Below are 24,032 nucleotides of genomic sequence, written 5' to 3'. Positions count from 1 at the left end.
CTGGGCATGTTCGGCGGGAATGCTGGAACGAATCGAAATCGAGAACCTCGGCTCCATCCAGAAGACGGGCCTGTCGCTCAGCCCCCTGACGGTGCTCCTCGGGTCCAACGCTTCCGGCAAAACGACCGTGATGCGCGGCATCGAGCTGTTCGCAACGCTGCGGAACCATCCCTTGCAGGACGTAAAATACGCAGGCTACTCACTGACGGGTACCCGGTGGCCCCAGATCATCCACGGAGGAGATACGGAGAAGTGCCTCACCCTCCGTGGATTCGTCCAGCCCGATTCCACTCAACCCGATTACGAAATGAGGCTCGGCATCGACTGGGAGCAGGTACGCAGCAGCATCGTTGCGCAACCGGGGTCAGAGCAAAAGGCCAAGCCGCAGATCCTGAATGAACAACTGAGGGATCAAAATGGACGTCGGCTCAGCACGGACACGGAAATTCAGGCGTTCAGGCTCCACGACCAGCCCCTCAGTCTGTCGCGGCCACGCCAATTTTCCATCACGTGGATGCTCTCTCAGCTCGGAAGGATTCCCCCGTTCAGCGAGGAGACGACGGGCCTTCTTGAGTACCTGGAGTCCTTCGGGACCGCCCGTTATTTCCGACCCAACAGCTCGTCGATGCTGGCCTTCAACCGCAAAAACGACGTATTGCCTAATGGCTCGGGGTTCGTTGCCGCTCTGGCGACTCTACAAAACCGTGAAAGCGAACGGTTCGAAGCCATCGAGCAGAATCTCCACAATCTCTTTCCCCACATCCGGCGTATCCGCTTCGACATTGGCTCCGAAGGGAAGATCCAATACCTGATTTTTGAAACCCAGCGCTCGACACGACCGATTCCCGCGAGCCTGGAAGCAGATGGTGTGCTGACAACCTTGTTCCTACTCTGGGCCGGAGCAACGACACCTCCGCACGGAACGCTCCTCATCGATGATCCAGAAGCAGCCCTCCATCCGCACCTGATGGGGAAGCGAGTCGAATTCCTTCGCTCGCTCGCAAACGGCGAATTCACCGGCCACCCGCTGAGGGTCGTGGTTGCGACCCAATCCGTCGACTTCGTGCGCTGGGTGGAGCCCTCGGAGATCCGCGTCGTCGAGTACAGCGGCGAGACGGGAACGCTCGTTCACTCCATCCCGGAGAATGAGGCGCTGCGCACGCTCATCGACAAGTTCCAGGCGAACGTGGGTGACCTCTGGTACTCGGGAGCGATCGGCGGAGTGCCAGGGTCTGGAGCATGAGAAAACCTCTTCGTGTCACCGTGCTCGGGGAGGGCAAGGACGAGCGAGGCAAGAACCGCACGCTGCCCCCGTTCGAGCCCGTCCCACATGAGCAGCAGGGGGCGATGGAAATCCTCGTGCGGCGTGCCCTCTATCCCCTCCTGAACGGCGGCCAGCCGTGGCATCGAGGACTCATCAAGCAAGGTGACGGGATACGCATCCTTCAGCCCCCGGCTCTCCGACTCCCACGACAGCCTTCGATGGTCGAAGTCCTCGCCGATCCAAATGCGCTCGCCCTGCTCGTGGCACCGCTGAAACCACTGCGAGGCCCAGCGCCTGTCGACCTGCTCGTCGCAACCCATGACGCTGACACAGCATCAACCGCCGTCACCAATGCCTTGGACAAGGTCAACTCAGAACTCGGCACTCATGTGCCGCTGCTTCAACCCGTGCCGGAGATCCAGGCATGGCTAACGAGCAAGCGGGCCATCGAACTCGCCTATGAACGCGAGCACTGCACCGTGCCAGTGCCGGACGAGGACGCTCTGAAGAGAGACGCCAAGGCCGAACTCCAGCGCTTGCTCTACACCTTCGGGGGCAGATTCGACGCGAAGAAGCAGGCAAGCCTCGCCGAGTGGATCTCCGCCGAGGATCTCGGCCGCTACGACTGGACCGGATGGAATCAGGCCACCGACATCCTGAAGGTGGCCTTGGCGGAAAACGGCCTCGAGACGCTGGAGCTGTAAAGCGCCCCTCTACCGGTCCAGCACCATCGTCCGGATGAAGCCCTTGGGGTGCCTCGCGTACGAGCGCAGGTGCATGGCCACGTCCACCATCCACGGCACCCAGTCCCCCGTGTCGATGACCGCGTCCACCGCCCGCTCCCGGTTGCGCGCGTACCACTCGCGCCACTGCTTCACCTCGTCCGGCTTCAGCCTCCCCGACAACCCCTGCGCCCTCAACAGCAGCTCGAAGATGCCCCGGTGGCAGTAGATGTACTGGCCCGCCCCCTTCCACCCCAACGCCTCCCGCGCCACCTCGCCCAACCGGTCCTCGTGCCCACACGCCGCCTCGTACACGAACAGCGGCAGCGGGCTCCCCCGGGCAATATCGAACCCCATCTGGCTGTAGAAGCGCGGGTTGAAGTCGATGAGCAACTGCTTCCCGCCCGCCCGGATGAACTCCACCTCGAACGTGCCGTGGTACCCCAGCTTCACGCACAGCGCCCGCACCTTCTCCGCGAGCTCCGGCTCCACCGGCACTTCCTCGAAGCACAGGCCAATGCCCAGCTTGCGCGGCCGCTGCAGCACCTTCAACGCCCCTCGCGCCACGAACAGCTCGCCCGTCCGGTCCACGAAGCCGCTCAGGCTGAAGATGTTCTGCGCCGCCTCCGTGTAGAAGGCCTGCACCATCGGCCGGTTCGCCTTCGCGTCGTAATCCAGCAGCTTCCGCCCGTACCGGTTGCGCTCCAGGAACTCCCGGTAGCGCGGCAACAGCTCGCTCGCGCGCTCCACCTGCGAGCCCTTCACGTGGCTCTCGAACAGAATCTGCGTCTGCGGCTTGAGCAGCACCGGGAAGCGCGCCTCGGCCGCCACCTTCTCCAGGTCCCCCTCGCCCTCCGGGAACCACGTGTCCGGCACGTCCAGCCCCACGTCCTCGCACAAATCGTGGAGCCGCTTCTTGTTCAGCAGCCCGTAGATGACGTCCACCCCCGGCTGGTACATCCGGAAGTGCTGGCCCAGCTCCTCGCGGTGCAGCGCGAACAGCCACGCCATGTCGTCGCTCGTCGGGTAGAGCACGTGCCCCGGCTCCGCCTCGCCGAAGCGCATCAGCCACTCCAGGAAGGCGTCCGAGTCCCCCACGTCCGGGCACTCCACCCGCCTCGTCACGTAGCGGCTCCAGCGCGCCGGCGCCAGCAGCTTGGACTCGGCCACGGTGACCGGTATCCCCAAACGGCCCAGGCTGCGCACCGCGGCCAGCGTGCCGTAGTAGTCGGCCATCGTCAGCAGGATGGGGGGACGGGACTGCGTCGTCATGGTGTCGGCTTCCTCGTGTCTCTCAGCCCGGATTCACCGGCGTGCTCACCACCGGCTGCGGCGCCTCGGCCACCGGCTTCTTCGAGCGCCAGTCGAAACGGTCCTTCAGCTTCAGGAACGGCTTCTCGAAGTAGCGGTAGCTCAGCGTCGCGAAGAAGATGCTCAGCGCCAGCGTCAGCACGTAGTACAGCGCCAGGTTGTGCGGCACCACCCGCCGCACGATGTTCAGCGAAATCATGTGCATCAGATAGATGCCGTACGTGATGGAGCCCACGTAGCGCAGCCACTTGTGGTCGATCAGCGGCGCCAGCACGTGGTGGGGCCGGATGCACATCGCGAGGACCATCAGCGTCAGCAGCAGCGAGGACAACCACAGCGGCGTGTCGTAGCGGTAGATGGCGAAGAACACCAGCACCACCATCACCGGCACGCTCCACACCTGCCCCAGCACCTTCCACGTCCACTCGAAGGGCCTGGGGAAGTGCACCAGGTACGCCGACAGACAGCCCATGCACACCGAGATGGAGATGCTCGCGAGAATCCGCACCCACAGGTGCCGCGTGTCCAGGAAGCCCGTCTTCGTCGCCCAGCCCATGAAGATGCCCACCGCCAGCATCCCCGACATGAACACCACCGGGCCCCACGTGCTCTTGAAGTAGCGCACCACGAAGGGCCACAGCAGGTAGAACTGCTCCTCGGTGGCCATGGACCACGCGAAGTAGAAGATGATGCGCCCCTCTTCCAGGTTGATGAACCAGTTCGACGTGTACGTGAGGTAGTACTTCACGTTGTCGAAGAAGGCCCCGCGCACCACCTGGTCCGTCTCGAAGAGCGAGACGAGCACGATGTAGAGCGCCGTCACCGCGTAGTAGAGCGGGAAGATGCGCAGCGAGCGCCTCGCGTAGAAACCCTTGAGCGAGATGGTCCCCGTCTGGGCCCGCTCGCGCAAGAGCAGCGTCGTGATCAGGAACCCGCTGATGGCGAAGAAGAGCGAGACGCTCAGGTAGAAGCGGCCCACCAGTCCCTCGCGCGCCTCCAGCACGTGGTAGAGCACCACCGCGAAGATGGCGAGGGCTCGCAGCCCGTCCAGGGCTCCGAAGGTCTTGGTGCGGAGAAAGGCTTGATGGGCGGTCTGGGCGGATTCCATGCGCGCCTTCAGCAACGCAGAATTCTCAGTCCGCGACAAGGGTGCGCAGAGCGCGCCCGGGCCTTGCCGCTAGCGCACCGCTCGCCCGCCCGGCGGCTCTCCCGTCTCCCCCGAGCGCCGCACCTCGGCCACGTGCGCGAAGTAGATGGGGATGCCCAGCACGTACCGGCTGAAGAGCCGCTTGGGCTCCACCGCCAGCCGGAACAGCCACTCCATCCCCACCTTGCGCATCACCACCGGCGCCCTCGGCACCTTGCCGCCGATGTAGTCCAGGATGGCGCCCCCATTCACGATGAGCACCGGGTGCGTGAGCGCCTCGCGCAGCTTCACCGACACCTCCTCCTGCTTGGGCATGCCCATCGCCATGAGGATGAGGTCCGGCTTCGTCTCCGCCGCCAGCCGCAGGTACGTCTCCGGCGGGTCGAACCCCTCCTGGCTCGCCACCACGTTCAGCCCCCACTCCTTGAGCGTGCGCCGCGCGTTGTCCAACCACGGCGAGCGCGTCCCGAAGAGCGCCACCTTCCGGCCCTTGAAGGTGCGCGCCACCTTGGGGATGAAGTCCGTGCCGTTCATGTTCAGCCCGACCGGCCGCTGGAAGGCCTTCAGCCCCAGCTTCACCCCGATGCCGTCGCGCAACACCATGTCCGAGCGCAGCAGCCCTTCCAACATGCCTGGTTGATTCCACCCCAGGTTCACCGCGTGCGCATTGAGGAAGGAGAGGATGAAGGGACGGGTGGGGCGGGAGAGCTCGTCGAGCAGCGCCTGCTCGGCCGCCTCGTCGTCGATGATGCGAAGTCGGTTCATCAGCGCCATGAAGTTGTGCGCGCGCTCGGACTTCGTGGGCTCCTGGCTCGCCATGCGTCCTCCTGAGGGGTCGGGAGGATAGTGGACCCGGGCGGGTACCGGAACGGCTTGACGGGGGGTGCGGTCCGGACCCGCGCCGGGTGACGGGTGACCTCACCCCAGGCCCCGAGTGTCCTCGGCCAACGGAGACACGCACGCCCACCGCCATGTGGTGAACGGCCGGGTCACACTTCCGGACAGTGCACGACGGTGCCCTCATGGCCCGTGTCTAGCTTTTGGAGTCCACGACGCAGCGCAATTGCGCGGAGGACGGCGCCTTATGCAGGAGCTCCACTTCCTTTCGGCCCACCGGCTCGCGGCCCTGGTCCGAGCCCGCGAGGTCTCGGCCCGGGAGTTGCTCGAAGTCCACCTCGGCCAGGTGAGCCGACACAACGCGCGCCTCAACGCCCTCATCACCCTGGATGAGGAACGGGCCCGCGAGCGCGCCCTCCAGGCCGACGAGGCCACCGCCCGCGGCGAGTCCTGGGGGCCCCTCCACGGCGTCCCCATCACCATCAAGGACTCGTTCATGACGGCCGGGGTGCGCACCACCAGCAGCTACAAGCGGCTGCGCCACCACATCCCCTCGCACGACGCCACCGTCGTCGCCCGCCTCAAGGCCGCCGGCGGCATCCTCCTGGGCAAGACGAACCTGCCCACCCTCACGTTGGACTTGCAGACCAGTGGGCATCTCTTCGGCCGCGCCAGCAATCCGTGGGATGAGTCGCGGACTCCTGGGGGAAGCACCGGCGGTGGCGCCGCCGCCGTGGCCGCGGGCATGTCTCCCTTCGAGGTGGGCAGCGACCTGGGGGGCTCCATCCGCGTCCCCTCGCACTACTGCGGCGTGTTCGGCTTCAAGCCCACCGAGCACCGCGTCCCCATCTCCGGGCATATTCCGCCGTTGCCTGGCCGCCCCCGGGGGGTGCGGTATGAGGGCGCCGCCGGGCCCCTTGCTCGCTGTGTGGAGGATTTGAGGCTCGGGCTCAAGCTGCTCGCCGGGCCGGATGATGAGGACTTCGATGTGCCTCCCCTGCCCGTGCGCGAGGTGCCTCCGCGTGAGCCTCGCCACTACCGCATCGCCTGGACCGATGAGCTGGGCGGCCTCCCCGTCACCCGGGAGACCCGTACGGCGTTGGAGAAACTCGCGCGCACCCTGGAAGGGCTCGGGTGCCGCGTGGAGCGTGCGGCGCCCAAGGACATCAATTATGACGAGCTGTGGGAGGTGTGGGGCCGCGTGCTCGGCGCGGAGATCGGCTCCGAGATGCCCTTCCTCTTCCGCTTCGCCATCAGCGTGCGATTCAACGCCATGCGCGGCGAGGCCACCCTCAACCGCGGCGTCATCCGTGGGATGCAGATTGAAATGCCCGAGTACATCGAGGCACTCGCCATCCGCGACCGGATTACCGGACAGGTCGAATCCTTTCTCTCCGACTGGGATGCGTGGCTGTGTCCCGTCTCCGTGGGACAGGCCTTCACCCACCGGCCCAGCGGCGAATGGATTGAAGTGGATGAACAGCGCGTGCCCTATATGGCCGGCACCGCGGGCTATACCTCCGTGTTCAACCTCACCGGCCACCCCGTGGTCGTCCTGCCTCTGACTCAGTTGGTGGATTCACCGCTGCCGCTGGGCATCCAGGTGGTGGGGCGCCGGTGGCTCGATGAGGAGTTGCTCGCCCTCTCCGAGTCACTGGCTCATGTCACTGGAGCTTTCCGCAAGCCTCCGGGGTTCTGAGCCGTGCATACGCGCGCGTCTCCTCCGCGCACCATCCCCTCTCCCCCCGGGAGAGGGACGGGGTGAGGGTATCGAGATCCCGGGTTGAATCCGCGTCAGTCCACGTGCGCGTCCGGGTCTCCCTCCCCGAGCGCCTCGAGCACCAGCTCCGCCGCCTTCTCCAATGCGTGCCCCGGCGCCAGGTCCTTCGCCACGTACAGCACCGAGTGCACCTTCTCCGCCAACTCCCTCGTCCCCACCGTCTCCCCCTTCACCGCCTCCTCACACAGGTGCAACGCCAGGTCCACCAGCAGCAGCCTCCTCCGGTCCACCCAGCCCTGTGACAACATCGGGCTCGCTCCCTCGGGTTGGGCCTCGTGGACTCGCTCGTGCACCTGCTTGAGCGCACCGAGGATGGACTCCCGGTGCTCCTGCTTCAGCCGGCTCTCTCTCGGCGTCCGGCGATCCTCCGGATCCGCTTCGTTGCTCATGGTCTTCTCTCGGGGACTCGGTGACGAACCCGGGGGGCTCGATACCCTCACCCCGTCCCTCCTCCCGGAGGGCGAGGGGTTCTTGAGCTCAGTGGAACTTGGGGGAACTGTCCTGGGGGCTCTGTCTTGGGGGGGACGGTGATGACTGTTGGGAGGAATTACGGTGCCGACGGCTTCGGCGCTCCCACGGGTGCGCCGCTCGGCGTCTTCGGTGCCTCGGCCGGCGGCGGAGCCTCGGGACGCGGCAACACCCCCGGCACCTCCGCCAACACGTAGCTCACCCACGCCACCGCCGCCGTCGCCTGCGCCAGCTCCTTCGCGTCCACCTTGTCCAACGTGTCCGCCTCCGAGTGGTGCACGTCGAAGTACCGGCTGCTGTCCACCCTCACCCCCACGAACGGCACCCGCGCCGGAATCAGCGGTGAAATGTCCGCCCCTCCCGCGTCCCCCTGCAGGATGCTCCCCGCCCCCAATGCCTCCAGCGGCTTGAGCCACGGCGCCACCAGCTCCGCTCCTCCAGGGCCCGCGCGCAGCGCCACCCCCAGCGGCTTGAAGCCTCCCGCGTCCATCTCCAGCGCCGCCACGTGGTTGGCCAGCTCCCCCGCATGCGCCTCCGCGTACGCACGCCCTCCCTTCAACCCGTTCTCCTCGTTCGCGAACAGCACCACCCGCACCGTCCGCCTCGGCGCCGGCTTCAGCTTTCCGAGCAGCCTCGCCGCCTCCATCACCATCACCACCCCCGCCCCGTCATCGTGCGCCCCCGTCCCCACGTCCCACGAGTCCAGGTGCGCCCCCAACAACACCACCTCCCGCGGCTTCTCCCGGCCCGGCACCTCCGCCACCACGTTGAACGAATCCGCGTCCGGCAGCGTCTGGCACCCCAGCTTCAGCTCCACCTTCACCGGCCCTCCCGCCAGCAGCCGGTGCAGCAACTCCGCGTCCTCCACCGACACCGCCGCCGCCGGAATCCTCGGCCCGTCCTCGTCGTAACGCATCGCCCCCGTGTGCGGTGAGCGCAGCGACGCCGTCGCCAACGAGCGCACCAGCATCCCCACCGCCCCCGCCTTCGCCGCCACCGACGCGCCCCGCGTCCTCAACGCCGCCGCCTTGCCGTAATCCGCCGCCACCGTCATCGAGTGGTTGAACAGCACCACCTTCCCCTTCACCTTCTCCCCCAGCGCCGCCACCTCCTCCAGCGAGCGCACCTCGATGACCTCGGCCGTCAGCCCCTCCGCCGGCGTCCCCACGCTCCCTCCCAGCGCCATCAGCGCCAGCCGGTGCTCCCGGTAACGCTCCGTGCCCGGCACCCGCCCGCTCTCCGTTCCTCGCACCCAGCGCGGCACCTTCACCGGCTCCAGCCACACCTTCACCCCGTCCGCCTCGAAGCTCCGCTTCGCCCACGCCACCGCCGCCTTCTCCCCCTCCGAGCCCGACAGCCGCGGCCCAATCCCATCCGTCAGCTCCGCCAGCCGCGCGTACGCGTGGCCCTCGGTGAGCGCCGCGCCAATGAGCCGCTCCGCCACCTGGGGCGAGGGGCCCGCAGCCAGCGCCGGGGCCGGTGTCTTCGGCGCGGCGGTGAGCAGGGACAGGAGCGCGGCGGACAGAGGAAGGACCGAGGACACGTCGTGACTCCGGGGTGAGAGGGGGCCTGCACTCTCCGTCCACCAGCGCTTCCTCGCAAGCGCCTCCGTGCTCCACCTACCTCGGCTTCTCGCCAGCTCTCGAGGGGGCCACGGGCCTCAGCGGCTCGTCCTTCACCACCGGTGCGGGTTCCGGCTCCTCGAACATCGCCGCGCCCCCCGCCAGGCACAGCAGCACCCCGCCCACCACCATCAGCCAGGCGATGAGGTTGAAGTCCTTCTGCCCCAGCACCTCCTGCTCCGTGCCCTGGAAGACCTCCAGCCGCTCCCCTCCCACGAGCACCGGCCCCCGCTCTCCCAGCGCCACCTGCCCCAACACCACCACGCTCGCCCCCACCTCCAACCGCTCCTCGCGCAGGCGCGTGCGGCCGGTGTCTCCCCGGCCCGTCTCCGTGTACACGTAGCGCGACAACACGTGGGCCGGCACCTCGTAGCCGTTGAAGAGCCCCCCGGGCGTGTACTCGCGCACCAGCAGGCCCGCCAGCGACGCCCCGGCCGGCTCGAGCCCGATGCGGCCGGACTCGTCCTCCACCTCCCAGCCCTCCGCGTACTCCTTCTCCCGGAAGAGCGTGGTCGAGCTGTCGTTGTCCTGCTCGTCGACGCGCAGGTGGTAGTACGCGCAGTCCACTCCGGCGAGCGGCGACCGCACCGGCTGCCTGGCGCTCAGCCGGCCCACCACCTTCACCGAGGTGCCCGGACGCGCCTCCTTCACCCGGCTCCTCGGCGTGGCGCGCACCCTCGCGAGCCGGGTCCTGCTCCACCACAGGTTCCCCACTCCGAGCGCCACGAGGCCCACTCCGAGAAGGAGCACCACCGTCAGGACGACGATGTCTTCCGTATCCATGCCCGGACGTTGCTACCCCAGGCGGGCCCCGCACACCAAACCGGCCCTACTTCTTGACCTCCGGCACGCGGAACGTCAGCACCGGGCAGGGCGCCATCCGCACCACCTTCTCCGCCACGCTGCCCATCATCAGGTGCGACAGGCCCGTGCGCCCGTGCGTGCCCATGATGATGAGATCATACCCTCCCTCGCCCGCCACCCTCGCGATGACGTGCGCCGGCTCGCCCGACTCCAACATCTGCTTCGAGTGCGGCACGCCCTTCAGGAACTCCGTCAACTGCTGGTCCGCGTGGTTGCGCAGGAACGTGGACAGCGTCAGCTCCGGCTCGCTGCGCGTCAGCACCACCATCTCGTCCCCCGCGTACTCCGACTGCCTCCACACGTGCAGCACGTCCAGCTTCGCGTCGAAACGGCTGACGAACTGGTACGCGTACTCGAGCGCCCTCTTCGAGGTCTCCGAGAAGTCCACCGGCACGAGGATTCGCTGAATCTTGTTCATGGCTTCACTCCAGGTCGGGTCTCCCCCTGCCTGGTGCAATGGCCGTTCCCACCCGCCTTCCCTCGGAAAGACCCGCACACGCGGCGCAAATGCTGCGCTCGCTCCACTCCCACGCAATTCCTGCACCTGCCTGCTGGATGGACAGGCTCGCGCGGATGACGCCGCCCGCGCACCCGGCGATACTCACCGCCAGGAGGAGATACGCATGAGCCGCTCCCGCCTGTCCTGGCTGCTGCCCGTCCTCTTCATGGCCGGCTGCGAGCCCTTCGATCCCTGGTTTGATTACGCCCCCGATGACAAGCAGTTGCAGCACATCGGCCGCATGGACTGGTCCACCGAGGGGGGCCCCACGTATGCCCACTCGGGTGTCACCGTCCGCTTCCGCTGCAACTGCACCGGCGTGGACGTGGCCTTCGAGGACCATGGCACCGGCGGCGACGAGCACACCAACTGGGTCAACGTCATCGTCGACGGGAAGACCGAGGCCAAGGTGCAGCTCAAGCCCGGACGCAACCTGCTGCGCGGCGCCCGCAACCTCCCCCGCGGCGAGCACCTCGTCGAAATCGTCAAGCGCACCGAGCCCTATGCCGGCAAGGTGACCTTCCTCGGCGTCAGCCTGCAGGGAAAACTGGTGGAGCCGCCGCCCTGGCCCGAGAAGCGCTTCGAGTTCATCGGCGACTCCATCACCTGCGGCTACGGCAACGAGGTGGACATCTACGCCCCCACCTACACCGAGCCCAACACCGGCTACCACTCGAAGAACGAGGACATCTCCCAGGCCTACGGCTCCATCCTCGGCCGCAAGTTCAACGCCGAGGTGGTCACCACCTGCATCTCCGGCACCGGCGTCTACCGCAACCTCGATGGCTCCACCGAGGGCAAGGCCTTCCCCTACCTCTATACGCGCATCTACCCCGATGAGGAGAAGCCCCTCTGGAAGCCGGAGTACTACCAACCCGACCTCATCGTCATCAACCTGGGCAACAACGACTTCAACGTGACCGGGGAAGACAAACTCCCGACCGCCCCGCCCGAAGAGGACTTCAAGGACGCCTACGCCGCCTTCGTCCTGCAACTGCGCGAGTACTACCCGAACGCGAAGATCATCTGCTCCGTGGGCCCGATGATGAACGACAACTACCCGGCCGGCCGCCAACACTGGACCAAGATGCGGGAGTACGCGCGCGAGATGGTCGAATCCCTGGGGGACGAGAACGTCATCTACTTCGCCTATACCCCCATCGTCGGCGACCCCTACGGCGAGGACTGGCACCCCACCAACGAGTCCCACGCGAAGATGGCCGAGGAGCTGACTCCCAAGCTCAAGGAGCTCGGATTCTGAGTGTACTCGTGTTGCGCGTGCTCCCTCTCCCTCTGGGAGAGGGGACACTAGCGGACGAAACGGAGGAAGAGGGCGGAGTCCGCGGGCACGGTGACCGGCCCTTTTCCCACGTCCGCCGCTCCCTCGGCTCCCGGGAGCAGCACCGCCTCGCCTCCCCGTGTCACCGCCAGCGCTCCCGCGCGCAGCTCGCCCTCGGATACGAGCCCCCTCGACCACTCGTGCCCCCCCGAGCCCCGGTAGAGCTTCACCACGTAGAGGTGGTTGTCCGGCGTTCCTCCCTCCCGCCACGGCAGCTTCGGCCCTCCCACGCCGTCTCCCGGCCGGTACTGCCCCGTCACCACCACCCGGTTCTCCTCGTCCACCGCCACCCCCGTCGCGCTCTCCCCGAAGTGGCGCATCCACAACTCCCCGCCCTTCACTCCGTACGCCACCACGAAGCCGTCCTTCCCCTCCGCTTCCCGCGTCCGCCCCCGGAACGCGATGCCTCCCGTGTACTCGCCCACCACGAGCACCCGTTGCGCCTCCACCGCCACCCCCGTCGCCGTCCCCTCCGCCTCCCCCAGCCCTCGCGACCACACGTGCTTCATCTCCGGCGTGAAGCGCGCCACGAAGGGACTGCGCGCCTTCGTCGTGGACAGCGCGCCTCCTCCCAGGTCCACCTCGCCCACGAAGTGGCCCGCCACCACGAGGTGCCCGGAGGGCTCCAGCGCCAGCGACTTCACCGACAACCGCCCCCGGCGCACCACCGGACTCAAGGCGAGCACCATCCCATCCTCCGCTCGCACCCGGCCCACCAGCGCCGCGCCGAGCGGCTGGCCCTTGTCCAGGAAGTCCACCGCCACCACGAGCTGCCCCCGGACCTCGTCCACCGCCAGCGCCCCGGCCGGTAGCAGTTGCACCCCCGGCAACACCGCCGTGCGCGACCACACGTGCGTGCCGTCCGGCCCGTACTTCGCCAGGAAGGGCCCCGCGGGCAGCGGCTCGCCCCCGAGGCTCAGCGTGGGCTCCCGGTGCTCTCCCGCGATGTAGAGGTTGCCCGCTCCATCCGCCACCATCGCCGAGACCGAGGGCCTCTCACCGTGGTACGTGGGAAAGCCCAGGGACCACAGGTGCGTGCCGTCCGGCGCGTACTTCGCCAACGCCAGTCCCGCCTCCCCCGGCAGCGCGCCTCCCCCGAGATCCACCCCGCTCCGCTCGTACGCCAGCGAGGCGAAGGCGTTCCCCGCACGGTCCACGCTCACCGTCCACCCGAAGACCGGGCCCTCCACCGCTCGCACCTGACGCGTGGCCCCACGCTCCACCCGTGTCTCCCGGGCCTGGCTCGCCAGGGGGGCCATGGGCTCCGGTGACTCCGTCACCGCTCCGCACCCCAGCCCCCATCCCAGACACACCGCGACTCCCATTCGCCAGCCGCGTCTCACGCCGTCCCCCTCCCGCTCGCCCGCGTCCCCACGGTCCCCGCGAGCTTGTTCACCCGCGAGGGGGGCGCCATCGTCTGACGGGGTGTCCGCGCATGTCGTGCGCTGGCGCCCCCTCCAGGCAGCCGAGCAGGGGGTTGAACAGCCCATCAGAGGCTTTGGAGGAAGTTCCTCAACGGTTCGAACACCGGGTGCGACGGATCGATCCCTCCAACACCCGGGTCGAAAGCCTGATGGAAGCGAAGCCTCGGGTCCGGGCACATCGCGAGATACGCGTTGAGCCACCCCTTGGCCGCCAACGCCGCGGTGCCATGTGCTGGTTGTGCACAACCGACCAGCGCATCCACACACGCGGAAAGCGTCTGGTTGCGAACCGCCAGCCGGCAAAGGTGCTCGATACTCCCGGGCGTCTTTCCGTCCGGGGCGAGGAATGCACCCAGTCCGAGGGGATTCCCGGCCAGGAGGCCATGCACTGGAAGTGTCGTGGCGCCGAACGCCGCCAGCGCCGGCAGGTCGGAACGACCGCTTCCGTACCAGCACACCAGGCCCTGCCACACCTCGGGCCCCGCCACGGCCTCACACAACCAGCGCTCATCTCCTCCTTCGACCAGGAGGAGCCCGAACCCGGTCACGGGAAAGGGAGAAAGGTTTCGGCGACTCATCCGCGGATCTCGACTCCCATCCGCTCGGCCGCGGCGACGAGGTTGCGATCGTAGACAGTGGCCACGGTCTCGTGAGCCCGGCGATCCAACCGGATGACCCGGAGCCCGGGATCATCCAGCGCGGAGAAGGCACGGCATGCCGCCTGGACACACTCCTCGGAGTGGGTCGTAGCGAAGATCTGCATGCTGCGAGCCGCTGAAACCGTCGCCAACCATTTCCAGACGGGTTCGAGTGTCGAGTGATGCAGGCCGTTCTCGATTTCATCGATCCCCAGCAACAGGGCTTCCCCACTCGCGAGAGTCACGGCGATGTCGAAACAACGCTGGACCCCCTCACCCATCAATCGGATGGGAAGCAACACAGGCTGTCCCTTCAGGCGGACAAAAAGAGCGGCCTGGCCGCCTGTGGGAGAGAGGATTTCCACTCCCTCGACCTGCTCGTCAATCAACCGCATCAGCTCGCGGACGAGGGAGTCCTGCCCCTCTTGTTTGAGCCGCGAGAAGAGACGAATGGCATTTCTGTAGTCGACCGAACCCGAGGGAATCCATGTTCCAAGCGACTCCGGGTACACCTCGTCGGGGAACTCCACCCCACGAGGGCTCCCCGTCACGAGCTGCTCATGGGTTTCACCCTCACGTTCGATCGAGCATTCGAGCGCCCAGGTTCCCGCTCGCGGATTCCCACCCGCCGGCTCGGTGCCCGACAGGGGTGGAGAACGCCGGGCCTTGCTCATTTGGACCCTGGTTCCCGCCCCGCGAGCTTGCCCGGGCGGCATCAACCTCGCGTCCACCAGAAAGCCCCGCTCCGCATCGTTGCCACGAAAGATGGGACGCCAGAATCCATCGAAGTCTTCCACGGGTACGTCTGGAATCCGCATCTCCTGCAGGGTCCACAGCGCTCGCGCCGCATCCTCCGCATGCCCGGCCATCCAGACCGCTTCCATCAAAGCCGTCTTGCCAGCGTCATTCTTTCCGATGATGAGGTTGACGCGCCCCATCCCGGAGACCGTGAGCTGCTCGATGCCTCGGAAGTTCTCGATGGTGGCGTAGGTGAACATGCGCTCCTTCTAGCAGAACCCACCCGGACGAGCGTTGTCGAAGGTGGAGAGGGGATTGTGGGTCACCCCTCTCACTCCTCCTTGGTTCGCCACGTAACGCCCCGCTCAGTCCTCGTGCGTGCCCACCGTCGCCGTCGGGCCCCACGCTTCCTGGCCCTCCCGCTCGAAGAAGAGCGGCGCCCGCTTGCGCGCGCTCCCCCCCACCTCGTTCAACGTCAGCGAGTCGTACAGGCGGCCCCCCACCATCGTGTACTGGATGCTCGTGCTGTTCCGCAGATCCTCCAGCGGGTTCTTCTCCAGCACCAACAGGTCCGCCAGCTTGCCCTCCTCCAGCGAGCCGATCTCCCCATCCAGCCCCAGGTACCGCGCCCCCGACACCGTCGCCGCCTTCAACGCCTGCAACGGCTTCATCCCTCCCTGCCCGAACATCCACAGCTCCCAGTGCGCCCCCAGCCCCTCCCGCTGCCCGTGCGCCCCCAACTGCACGCTCACGCCCTTGTCGTTCAGCTGCTTCGTCACCTGGGCGATCCGGAAGTGGTTGAACTCGTCGTCCGGCGCCATCACCGGCCGGCGGCTGCGCGCGTCCACCACCCGCCTCGGCGCGAACGCCAACAGCCGCTTGTCATCCCAGACGTTCGTCTTCTGGTACCAGTAGTTCTCACCCCACACGCCTCCGTACGCGACGATCAGCGTCGGCGTGTAGCCCGTCCCGCTCCGGCTCCACAGTTGCTGCACGTCCGCGTATGCATGGTCCACCGGCAACGAGTGCTCCACCCCCGTGTGCCCGTCCACCACCATCGTCATGTTGTGCTGGAAGAGCGAGCCTCCCTCCGGCACCACCATCATCTGGAGCTCGCGTGCCGCCTGGAGCACCTTCTGCCGCTGGTCGCGCCTCGGCTGGTTGTAGCTCTTCACGCTGAACGCCCCCACCGCCTTCATCCTCCGCAGGTGCGAGCGCGCGTCCTCCAGCGTGTCGATCGGCGCCCGGGAGGCCCCCGCCGCCCCGTACAGGATGGTCCCCGTCGAGAACACCCGCGGCCCCACCATCGCCCCCGTCCTCACCAGCTCGCTCGTCGCGAAGATGGAGCCCGTGTCGTTCGACGGGTCGTGCACCGTCGTCACGCCGAAGGCCAGCGACGACAACAGCTTCCAGTTCTGCTCCGGCAGCAAGCCCCCGTCCCCCATCGCCCCGTGCCAGTGCACGTCCACGATGCCCGGCATCAGCGTCTTGCCGCTCACGTCCACCACCCTCGCCCCCGCCGGCACCGCCACCTTCCCCCTCGGGCCCACCGCCACGATGCGGCTCCCCTTCACCACCACCACCCCATCCTCGAGGACCTCGTCCCCCTTCATCGTGATGACGCGGCCTCCCACCAGCGCCACCGTCCCCTCCGGCACCTCCGTCTTCGCCTGGAAGCCGATGTCCATCCCCTTCTCCGGCACCTCCGGCAGCTTCTCCGGCGCACCCTCCTGGAAACGGAAGCTGTCCTTCAGCTCGCGCGTGTACAGCTCCGGCCCCAACGCCCAGTGCAGCCGCTTCCCATCCCCCGACCAGTGCAGCCACTCGCCCGCATCCCGAGACACCTTCGCCACCGGCAGCGCCTTGCCCTCGGGGCTCGCCACCGCGCCCTTCGCCCCGCGCGGCAACGGCATGATGAAGGCGTTGAAGTTCTCCCGGAACGCCACCCACTGCTCGTCCGGTGACACCCGGTACTCCGTCGCCTCGTCGCTCGTCACGTACGTGCGCGGCTCGGTCCCGTCCAGCCGGATGCTCTTCAGCGCCCGCTCGTCGTCCTTCTCCCGCTGCTCCACCGTCAGGAAGAACACCCGCTCCGAGCCCGCCCCGAAGTGTGGCAACGCTCCGTCCTTCACCAGCCGCTTCGGCGCGCCTCCCGCCGCCGGCATCACGAACAGCCCCTGCTCCCGGCTGTACAACGCCGTGCGCAGGTGGCCCCCGCCCGTCGCCCGGTACACGATGAAACGCCCGTCCGGAGACAGCGCCGGCTCCACGTAGTGCCCCGGCTTCGTGCTCACCACCTTGCCCTCGCCGCCCGTCACCGGCACCACCCGCACCGTGCCCAGCTTCTCGTCGTCCCACGTCGTGTAGACGATGCTCTTCCCGTCCCGCGAGAACGACGGGTACAGCTCCGTGTGGTCCGTCTGCTTCGTCAGCCGCTTCGGCGTGCCGTTCGGCAGGCCGCGCACGTACAGGTGACCCAGCGCCTGGTACACCACCTTGTCCCCCTTCGGAGACACCTGCACCCAGCGCAGCATCTTCACGTTGAACTTCTCGGGCGCCACCGCCTGCGGGAAACGCACCGCCTCGTGGATCGTCCGGGTGCCGCGCACGCGGAAGGGAATCGGCGTCACCTTCTTCGTCGCCACGTCGATGCGATGCAGCTTGCCGCCCGCCCAGAACACCAGCGACTTGTTGTCCGGCGTCCACGCCATCACCGGGTACACGCCGTGGATGGCCCACGTCTCCTGCATGTCCCGCTCGAGCCCGTCGAAGAGGGGGCGCTCGGCGCCACTCGCCAGGTCCGCCACGTAGAGCGTCGTCTTCCCGCGCACCCGGCGGACGAAGGCCAGGGACTTGCCGTCCGGCGACGGCGTGGGACGGATGGAGCCGCCCGGGCCCGTGATGAAGCGCTCCGTCTCCCGCGTGTCCAGGTCCAGCCGCTGGATGACGTAGATTTCGCCGTTCGGGTCCTTGTTGTACTCGAACACCTTCCCCGGCGTGATGTCCTGGCTGTAATAGACATACCGCCCGTCCGGAGAGAACGCGGGCTCGCCCACGTCCTTCTGGTCATTGGGCCGCTCGGTGAGCTGCACGCCGTCACCGCCCGAGCGGTGGTACATCCAGATTTCACCCGCGCCCAGCGAGCGCCGCGAGGTGAAGTGCTTGCGCGCGATGAGGTACTGCCCGTCCGGCGACCACGCGGGGCTGTTGAGCAGGCGGAACTTCTCCTGCGTCACCGCCGTGGGCTCCGAGCCATCGCGCTTCATCACCCAGATGTTGTCCCCGCCGCCCCGGTCGCTCGTGAAGGCAATGGACCTGCCGTCCGGGCTGTAGCGCGGCTGCATGTCCCAGGCGACGCCGCTGGTGAGCGCCTTCGCCTCGCCGCCGCCGATGGGCAACGTGTAGAGGTCGCCCAGCAGGTCGAAGACGAGCTCATCGCCCTTGGGGCTCACGTCCAGGCTCATCCACGTGCCCTCGGTGACGTCGAGGTCCACGTGGGTGGCGGGGAAGCCGGGCGCGTTCACGTCCCACTTCTCCTCGGGCTTCTTCTCCTCGGACTTGCCCGCGTCCTTCGCTGGCTGCGTGGCCGGGGCGGGCTTGGGGGCCGGCGCCTGCGCGCGGGCGGACAGGGGCAACGCGCTCGTCAGCACGAGCGCGAGGCAACGGAGGCTCAATCGGTTCACCGCGGTTCCTCGTCGGTCTGGCGTGATGGGGCGCGCAGCCTACCCCGGCGAGGACGCGTGTGGAGTTCGTGGAAGCAGCCGGGCGGGCATGTTTCCACGCCCGGTGCGGGTGGGACGCTCCCGGCCGGGTGCGTGCGGGGAATCCGCGTTCCCTCCTGGCCCCGGCGCACGCATCATCGTCTCCGCGATGATGTTCCCGTAGGCTGGGCTCCTCCGTGCTCTGAAGAGGCTCCTGTGACACCGCGTCTGGCCGTGGCTCTCGTGTTCCTGGCCTTGTGCACCGCGTGCGCCACGCCGCGCGTGGTATGCCTCTCAACCCCCTCTCTAGATTGAACAGAGGCCGCCATGAACAGGGAACGGTGGGTGGTGTCTCCTGAGGTCGCTGGAGAACTGGGGGAGAATACAGTCATGAACACGTCGGCTCATCCCCCAGAGGTGTCTCACTTCCATCATCGCTTCGAGGGGTGGCTGGGCGATGAGCTGCTGGAAGTCTTCCCCTGCTTTCTCGTCTCTTCCCTTCTCGCGAAGGCACTGCAGGAAGCGGGACTGGCGGGGTTCAGCCTGGACGATGTCGAAGTGAGCACGTCGCCAGAGTTCCAGGAGCTATACCCTGGGCGCCCCCTGCCAGAGTTCCGATGGCTCAAGATTACGGGCAAGGATCGCGATGCCGATTTCTGGCTCACTCCGGACTTTCGATTGGAGGTTTCCAGCCGGACGCTGGAGGTCCTGAGAAGGTTCAAGATGGCTCATGCGGTGATTGAAGCCGCCGGCGATTAGCACTCGAGCCCGGCACGCCGCGAGCACCGCACCCGGCGAGGCATGGAGTCCATCAACTGGAGCGGAGGCTAACGCGGCAGGCCGTCGAAGAAGTCGACCTCGCCGGTGTCCAGCGAGTAGTCGGCGCCGACGACCATCAGCCCCTCTTCCTGGATGAGCCGCTCGAGCAGCCGGCTGCCGTGACGCAGGTGGGCGCAGGACTGCCGGACATTGGCGCGCCCGGCCTCGTGCATCAGCCGCGCCCGGTCCACGCCCGGCCCGGCCGCATGCACCACGCTCTCCACCGCCGGCCGGCACCGGTCCACGATGTCGTGGATGTTCTCCGAGGGCGCGTCCACGCTGTGCTGGATGAAGTCCAGCGTCGCCTTGATGGCGCCACAGCGCGAGTGGCCCATCACCACCACCAGGCGCGTCCCGAAGGTGGCCGCCGCGAACTCCACGCTCCCAATCAGCGAGGGCGCCACCACGTTGCCCGCCACGCGGATGACGAACAGGTCTCCCAGGCCTTGATCGAACACGAGCTCCGACGGCACCCGCGAGTCCGAACACGAGAGGATGGCGGCGAACGGACTCTGCCCGGCCGCCAGCGCCGCCCGCTCGCCCGCCGCGTCGGGGATACGGACGTGCTGGACGAAACGGCGGTTGCCCTCCCGCAGGCGCTGGAGCGCCTGGTCGGCGGGCAGGGGAGCGGGAGGAATGCCTGCGATGGTCATGGCCGCGAGCCTCTCCTCCATGGGTGGTGCCGTCCATCGGAATCCGCACCCGTCGGCCGCTCGCCCGTCCCCGTCCTTGTCACCACTCCCCCGGGGACCTACCTCTCCGGGTATGCCTTTGAGCACGAGCAAGAACAGGGCCGAGGCCCAGCAGCCCTTGCTGTCGGCCGGCACCCGGGAGCACTGGGCCCGCCGCTTCTGGCGCGATGCGCTCGCCTGGAAGGGCACGGTGACGCCGCTCGTGATGCCGCGGGTGCTCTTCTTCGGAGTCTATGGGTTGCTCGTCGGGCTCGTGCACGAGGTGCTCGACTGGTCGCCCATGGGCAGCGGCCCCGTGCAGTTCACCGCCGCCTTCCTCGCGCTGCTGCTCGTGCTGCGCACCAACAGTGGCTATGACCGCTGGTGGGAGGCGCGCAAGCTGTGGGGCGGCATCGTCAACCAGTCGCGCAACCTGGCCATCGCGGGGATCTCCTATGGCCCGAACGACCCCGAGTGGCGCGAGCGCTTCGTGCGCTGGACGGCCGCCTTCTGCCACGTGTCCCGGCGCAGCCTGCGCGGCGAGCGCGACGTGCCCGAGCTGCGCCCGCTGCTCCAGGATGACCACGCGGTGGAGTGCATCTCCCGCGCGCAGCACATGCCCACCTTCGTCGCCCGGGTCATCGCCGGCCTGCTGCGCGAAGCCGTCGACCAGGGGGAGATGGACCGCGTCGCCTTCCTCGCCGTGGACCGCGAGCGTGCCCAGCTCATCGACCACCTGGGCGGCTGCGAGCGCATCCTCAAGACGCCCCTGCCCAAGGTGCATACGTCCAAGTTGCGGCGGTTCATCGTCCTCTATCTGCTCGCGCTTCCCATCGCTGCCGTGGGCACGTGGTGGTTCCCGGGGCTGGTGACGGCGCTCGTGGCGTATCCGCTCCTCGCCATCGATCAGATCGCCGTCGAGCTGGAGAATCCCTTCTCCCCCAAGAACCTCAGCCACCTGCCGTTGGATCCCATCTGCGAAACCATCCAGGGCAACCTGCTCGCCCTGCTCGACACCGAGGAGTGGAGTTCGGTGTCACGGCCGTGGAGCATGGAGACGGAGTTCTCCGAGCCCCGGCACACGGATGGGTGACGGCTCCGCATCTCGGAGGACACACGCGCCGAACTGCGTGGATGGGCTTCTGGGGGAGAAGCCCGCCGCGTGGCATAAACCCTCCCCATGGCTCGCGACGTCTCCTTCCTCGACTCCCCCGGCCTCATCCTCGCTCGCCATCCACTCGGCACAATCATCCTGGCGCTGGCAGTCGTCGTGCTTCTCCAAGGATGTGCCACGGGCAATCCTCGCGGGAGCCTGATGACCCGTGTTGGTCCGTCTCCCCGGACCGGCTCGTTCCGCTACAACTCCGAATCCCAGCCACCTGCTCCCCTGTCCACGCGGGATGAGGCGGGAGGGTCCGGCGGCTTCCCCGAGCGGAGGGTGGACGCATTCCAGGTGGTCCAGGCGTCCAGCGGCCTGGAGGAAGATGACCAGCATCCAGTGGGCGCGGCGCTCTACCTGGAGCAGGCGCGCCAACTCCTGGGCAAACTGGCGAAGACGCCCGTCACGCAGCGGAGCCTCGCCCCGCGCCGGCTGCTGTATTGGCTCCTGCGCGAGGTGCTCGAGGGGGGCGAGCGCGTGGAGTACGCCGACTTGAAGTGGCGGACCGAGCGCTTCGAGTTCCTGGTGCTCGTACGCCCGGATGGTTACCTGGTGGCAGCACTCGACGGCACGCCCCTTCAGCGCCTGGGTCCTCCGACGCTGGTGGAGGGCGAGTGGTGGGTGGAGAACCAATCGAAGCTGGCGCAACAATTGGGACTACCGCTCACGTGGCATGTCGCCGATGCCAGGATCGCGCAGTTTCTTCGCAAGGAATTCGAGAGTAGAGGATGGAAGAACATCTCTGTCCGCCATACGAAGCCAGGAGGGTAGGAGGAGGAACACGCATGCAGGAGAACTACTACTCGGGAGCGTACTGGGGCCCGCGACAGGAGACGGCCCTGGAGTGTGCCCGGCGCGCGGAGCTCTTCTTCCACATGCTGGCGCGGTGTGATCCGTCCTTCACTCACTGGTACCGGGCGGGCCGTGGCTTTCCTCGCGAGCTGCCTGGCTGGCCCGTCCACCCGGAGGTGAAGGAGTTGGAGGAGCTCTTCCTGCGAAGCAACCTCCGCACGGACGCCGGCAAGAAGAGAATCGAGGACATGGGCTTCCGCCAGATGGTGTGGAACGCGAAGAAGGAGGCCACTGAAATCAACCTCTATTGCGGCAAATACTCCCCGTGGGGAGGGCCCAATTCGTGCCTGCTCAAACCGACCCGGGAGGCCGCGATACGCGAGCGGCTCCTGCGTACGCCCGTGCTGGCCGAGGTGCTCACCTGCATGGCCACCGCATGGGACCCTGACTTCGCCATGGCCAGTTCCTCGGAGATGGTGGAGCGCATGGAGAAGGACAGGTTCGAGGTGCGGGTGGGCTGGCTGACGTACCTGTCGCGCCGCCTGGGCACCCCGCCGCCGCTTCCCGCCCCCGTGCGCATCGAGCCGGTGGGTTCACTGGGCTGGCTCCTCGTCCTCTCCCCCGAGCCCATGACAGCGAGCAACACCGAGCACGTGGCGTTCACCGCTCGCGTTCGCCAACTGCTGGACAGGGCGGGCCTCATCGAGCGGCCGCAACCCGAGCCCGCGGGCGAGTGAGGCGTATCCACCAAGCAGCACTTCCAATGGGCTCAGTCCTTCGCCGGTCCCACCCCGGGGATGATGCCCAACCGCTCGTAGATGGGCCTCACCCGCTCCCTCAGCGCCGGTAGCTTCACCCCGAACCACCCCGCCACCCCCAGGCACACCACCCCTCCCACTCCGATCGTCACCGGTGCGCCCATCCGCGCCGCCAGCGCCCCCGCCAACAGGCTCCCGAACGGCGCCGTCCCAATCAGCGCCATCGCGTAGAAGCTCATCACCCGCCCCCTCATCCGCTCCTCGACGATCGTCTGCAGCAGCGTGTTGCTCGCCGCCATCATCACCATCATCCCGAAGCCCACCACCACCAGCAGCGCCAGCGACACCCCCATCCACCTCGACACCGCGAACGCCGCCAGCCCCGCCCCGAACAGCGCCCCCGTCCGGACAATCGTCTTCTCCAATCCCATCACCGACCGCCTCGACGCCAGGTACCCCGCTCCTCCCAGCGCCCCCAGCCCCGTCGCCGCCATCAGGAACCCCAGCGTCGACGGGCCTCCCTCCAACACCTGCGTCGCCATCACCGGCATCAGCACCGTGTAGGACATCCCCATCACGCTCATCACCGCCAGCATCCCCAACAGCGCTCGGATCGGCGTGAAGTGGTACGCGTACCGGAAGCCCTCCTTCAGCTCCTTCCACACCTCGCCGTGCGGCTCCACCCGCGGCGTCCGCTTCAGCCGCATCGCCAGCAGCGAGGCAATCACCGCCAGGTAGCTGAAGCCATCGATCAGGAAGCACCCACCCTCCCCCACCCAGGCAATCAATCCTCCCGCCACCGACGGGCCCAACAGCCGCGCCACGTTGAACATGGAGGAGTTGAGGGCAATGGCATTCGCCAGGTCCGCCCGGTCCTCCACCATCTCCACCACGAAGGACTGCCGCGCCGGCACGTCGAAGGCGTTGATCAACCCCTGCACCAGGCACAGCCCCCCCACCTGCCACACCTCGATGGCCCCCGTCAGCGCCAGCACCGCCAGCGCGAAGGACTGCAGCATCGCCAGCACCTGCGTCACCACCAGCAGCCGGTGCCGGTTCCACCGGTCCACCAGCACCCCCGCCAACGGCGCCAGCACCAGCGACGGAATCTGCCCGCAGAACATCACCAGCCCCAGCAGCCACGCCGAGCCGCTCAGCCGGTACACCAACCAGCTCGTCGCCACCCGCGTCAGCCACGTCCCCACCAGCGACACGCTCTGCCCCATGAAGAAGAGCCGGTAGTTGCGGTGCGCCAACGCCCTCAGCAGGAACCTCCACCCACTGTCCCGCTGCCCTTCCGCTCCTCGCACCCCCATTCCCGATTCTCCTCACCTGGTGTATGCCTCCGCACCGCCGCCTCACGGCCCCAAGCGAACGGCACCACCTCTCGTTAAAAGTAGGGTCAGCCGGGGACTCCCCCCGCCTCCCAGACCCTCACCTGCTACCAGGGGCCCGGCCGTCTGGCTGCAAGACACAGTG

21 protein-coding genes are annotated in these 24,032 nt (G+C 67.7%); 8 read left to right on the top strand and 13 right to left on the bottom strand.

The features are described 5' to 3' along the window. Positions 1 to 19 precede the first annotated feature (19 nt). Positions 20 to 1,243 (top strand): AAA family ATPase, encoded by a 1,224-nt coding sequence (locus tag Q664_RS19140; RefSeq protein ID WP_043397330.1) that lies wholly within the window; start codon positions 20 to 22, stop codon positions 1,241 to 1,243. Further along, positions 1,240 to 1,968: a hypothetical protein gene (locus Q664_RS19135; protein ID WP_152622200.1), complete on the top strand. Its 729-nt coding sequence runs from the start codon at positions 1,240 to 1,242 to the stop codon at positions 1,966 to 1,968. The genes Q664_RS19140 and Q664_RS19135 overlap by 4 nt, the downstream gene beginning before the upstream one ends. Before the next feature lie 9 nt (positions 1,969 to 1,977). On the opposite strand, the gene Q664_RS19130 is transcribed toward Q664_RS19135, so the two are convergent. The 3 genes from Q664_RS19130 to Q664_RS19120 form a co-directional block, all read right to left on the bottom strand. Further along, the gene (locus Q664_RS19130) at positions 1,978 to 3,258 is read right to left on the bottom strand and encodes a carboxylate--amine ligase (protein WP_043397324.1); all 1,281 of its coding nucleotides are present in this window, start codon (positions 3,256 to 3,258) and stop codon (positions 1,978 to 1,980) included. A gap of 22 nt (positions 3,259 to 3,280) precedes the next feature. Then, positions 3,281 to 4,405, bottom strand: coding sequence for an acyltransferase family protein (locus Q664_RS19125; protein ID WP_043397430.1), 1,125 nt, complete (start codon positions 4,403 to 4,405; stop codon positions 3,281 to 3,283). A gap of 69 nt (positions 4,406 to 4,474) precedes the next feature. Next, positions 4,475 to 5,263 carry a WecB/TagA/CpsF family glycosyltransferase gene (locus tag Q664_RS19120; RefSeq protein WP_052518357.1) on the bottom strand — a complete coding sequence of 263 codons (789 nt, stop codon included), beginning with the start codon at positions 5,261 to 5,263 and terminating at the stop codon, positions 4,475 to 4,477. Between the two features lie 265 nt (positions 5,264 to 5,528). Between Q664_RS19120 and Q664_RS19115 the strand changes: the two genes are divergently transcribed. After that, positions 5,529 to 6,980 carry an amidase gene (locus tag Q664_RS19115; RefSeq protein ID WP_043397322.1) on the top strand — a complete coding sequence of 484 codons (1,452 nt, stop codon included), beginning with the start codon at positions 5,529 to 5,531 and terminating at the stop codon, positions 6,978 to 6,980. A gap of 95 nt (positions 6,981 to 7,075) precedes the next feature. Here Q664_RS19115 and Q664_RS19110 read toward each other — a convergent pair whose 3' ends face one another. From Q664_RS19110 to Q664_RS19095, 4 genes are all read right to left on the bottom strand, one after another. Further along, complete coding sequence (locus Q664_RS19110; RefSeq protein ID WP_043397321.1) at positions 7,076 to 7,450, bottom strand: hypothetical protein; 375 nt, start codon at positions 7,448 to 7,450, stop codon at positions 7,076 to 7,078. Positions 7,451 to 7,608: 158 nt separating this feature from the next. Then, on the bottom strand, positions 7,609 to 9,072 hold the full coding sequence (locus Q664_RS19105) for a M20/M25/M40 family metallo-hydrolase (RefSeq protein WP_043397318.1): 1,464 nt from the start codon (positions 9,070 to 9,072) through the stop codon (positions 7,609 to 7,611). Between the two features lie 76 nt (positions 9,073 to 9,148). Continuing rightward, entirely contained in the window at positions 9,149 to 9,934 is a 786-nt protein-coding gene (locus Q664_RS19100) for a hypothetical protein (protein ID WP_043397316.1), read from the bottom strand. Positions 9,935 to 9,980: 46 nt separating this feature from the next. After that, positions 9,981 to 10,433 (bottom strand): universal stress protein, encoded by a 453-nt coding sequence (locus Q664_RS19095; protein WP_043397313.1) that lies wholly within the window; start codon positions 10,431 to 10,433, stop codon positions 9,981 to 9,983. Positions 10,434 to 10,638: 205 nt separating this feature from the next. On the opposite strand from Q664_RS19095, the gene Q664_RS19085 reads away from it, so the two are divergent. Further along, on the top strand, positions 10,639 to 11,775 hold the full coding sequence (locus Q664_RS19085) for an SGNH/GDSL hydrolase family protein (RefSeq protein ID WP_052518356.1): 1,137 nt from the start codon (positions 10,639 to 10,641) through the stop codon (positions 11,773 to 11,775). Between the two features lie 47 nt (positions 11,776 to 11,822). On the opposite strand, the gene Q664_RS19080 is transcribed toward Q664_RS19085, so the two are convergent. The 4 genes from Q664_RS19080 to Q664_RS19065 all read right to left on the bottom strand — a co-directional run bounded on the left by Q664_RS19080 (position 11,823) and on the right by Q664_RS19065 (position 18,336). Next, positions 11,823 to 13,112 (bottom strand): hypothetical protein, encoded by a 1,290-nt coding sequence (locus Q664_RS19080; RefSeq protein ID WP_152622199.1) that lies wholly within the window; start codon positions 13,110 to 13,112, stop codon positions 11,823 to 11,825. A 230-nt stretch (positions 13,113 to 13,342) separates the two neighbouring features. After that, on the bottom strand, positions 13,343 to 13,765 hold the full coding sequence (locus tag Q664_RS19075) for a hypothetical protein (RefSeq protein ID WP_235216771.1): 423 nt from the start codon (positions 13,763 to 13,765) through the stop codon (positions 13,343 to 13,345). An 86-nt stretch (positions 13,766 to 13,851) separates the two neighbouring features. After that, a complete protein-coding gene (locus Q664_RS19070; RefSeq protein WP_043397298.1) occupies positions 13,852 to 14,913 on the bottom strand; it encodes an AAA family ATPase in 1,062 nt (353 codons plus the stop codon). Positions 14,914 to 15,018: 105 nt separating this feature from the next. After that, positions 15,019 to 18,336, bottom strand: a complete 3,318-nt coding sequence (locus tag Q664_RS19065) for an amidohydrolase family protein (RefSeq protein ID WP_043397296.1) — start codon at positions 18,334 to 18,336, stop codon at positions 15,019 to 15,021. A gap of 408 nt (positions 18,337 to 18,744) precedes the next feature. On the opposite strand from Q664_RS19065, the gene Q664_RS19060 reads away from it, so the two are divergent. Then, positions 18,745 to 19,113, top strand: coding sequence for a hypothetical protein (locus Q664_RS19060; protein WP_052518354.1), 369 nt, complete (start codon positions 18,745 to 18,747; stop codon positions 19,111 to 19,113). 68 nt (positions 19,114 to 19,181) lie between these two features. Here Q664_RS19060 and Q664_RS19055 read toward each other — a convergent pair whose 3' ends face one another. Then, entirely contained in the window at positions 19,182 to 19,826 is a 645-nt protein-coding gene (locus Q664_RS19055) for a carbonic anhydrase (RefSeq protein WP_043397424.1), read from the bottom strand. A gap of 112 nt (positions 19,827 to 19,938) precedes the next feature. Between Q664_RS19055 and Q664_RS19050 the strand changes: the two genes are divergently transcribed. The 3 genes from Q664_RS19050 (at position 19,939) to Q664_RS19040 (ending at position 22,532) form a co-directional block, all read left to right on the top strand. Continuing rightward, a complete protein-coding gene (locus Q664_RS19050; RefSeq protein WP_084610106.1) occupies positions 19,939 to 20,937 on the top strand; it encodes a bestrophin family protein in 999 nt (332 codons plus the stop codon). 222 nt (positions 20,938 to 21,159) lie between these two features. Next, a complete protein-coding gene (locus Q664_RS61025; protein WP_235216770.1) occupies positions 21,160 to 21,774 on the top strand; it encodes a hypothetical protein in 615 nt (204 codons plus the stop codon). A 14-nt stretch (positions 21,775 to 21,788) separates the two neighbouring features. Continuing rightward, complete coding sequence (locus tag Q664_RS19040) at positions 21,789 to 22,532, top strand: Imm52 family immunity protein (RefSeq protein WP_043397290.1); 744 nt, start codon at positions 21,789 to 21,791, stop codon at positions 22,530 to 22,532. 32 nt (positions 22,533 to 22,564) lie between these two features. Here the strand turns inward: Q664_RS19040 and Q664_RS19035 are convergent, their stop codons facing one another. After that, positions 22,565 to 23,869, bottom strand: a complete 1,305-nt coding sequence (locus tag Q664_RS19035; RefSeq protein ID WP_052518353.1) for an MFS transporter — start codon at positions 23,867 to 23,869, stop codon at positions 22,565 to 22,567. Positions 23,870 to 24,032: the final 163 nt, after the last annotated feature.

It is taken from the genome of Archangium violaceum Cb vi76, from assembly GCF_000733295.1.
GTDB classification, from domain to species: domain Bacteria; phylum Myxococcota; class Myxococcia; order Myxococcales; family Myxococcaceae; genus Archangium; species Archangium violaceum.
Note: the sequence above shows the minus strand (reverse complement) of the source record. Positions and strands in the feature narration are given on the sequence as shown.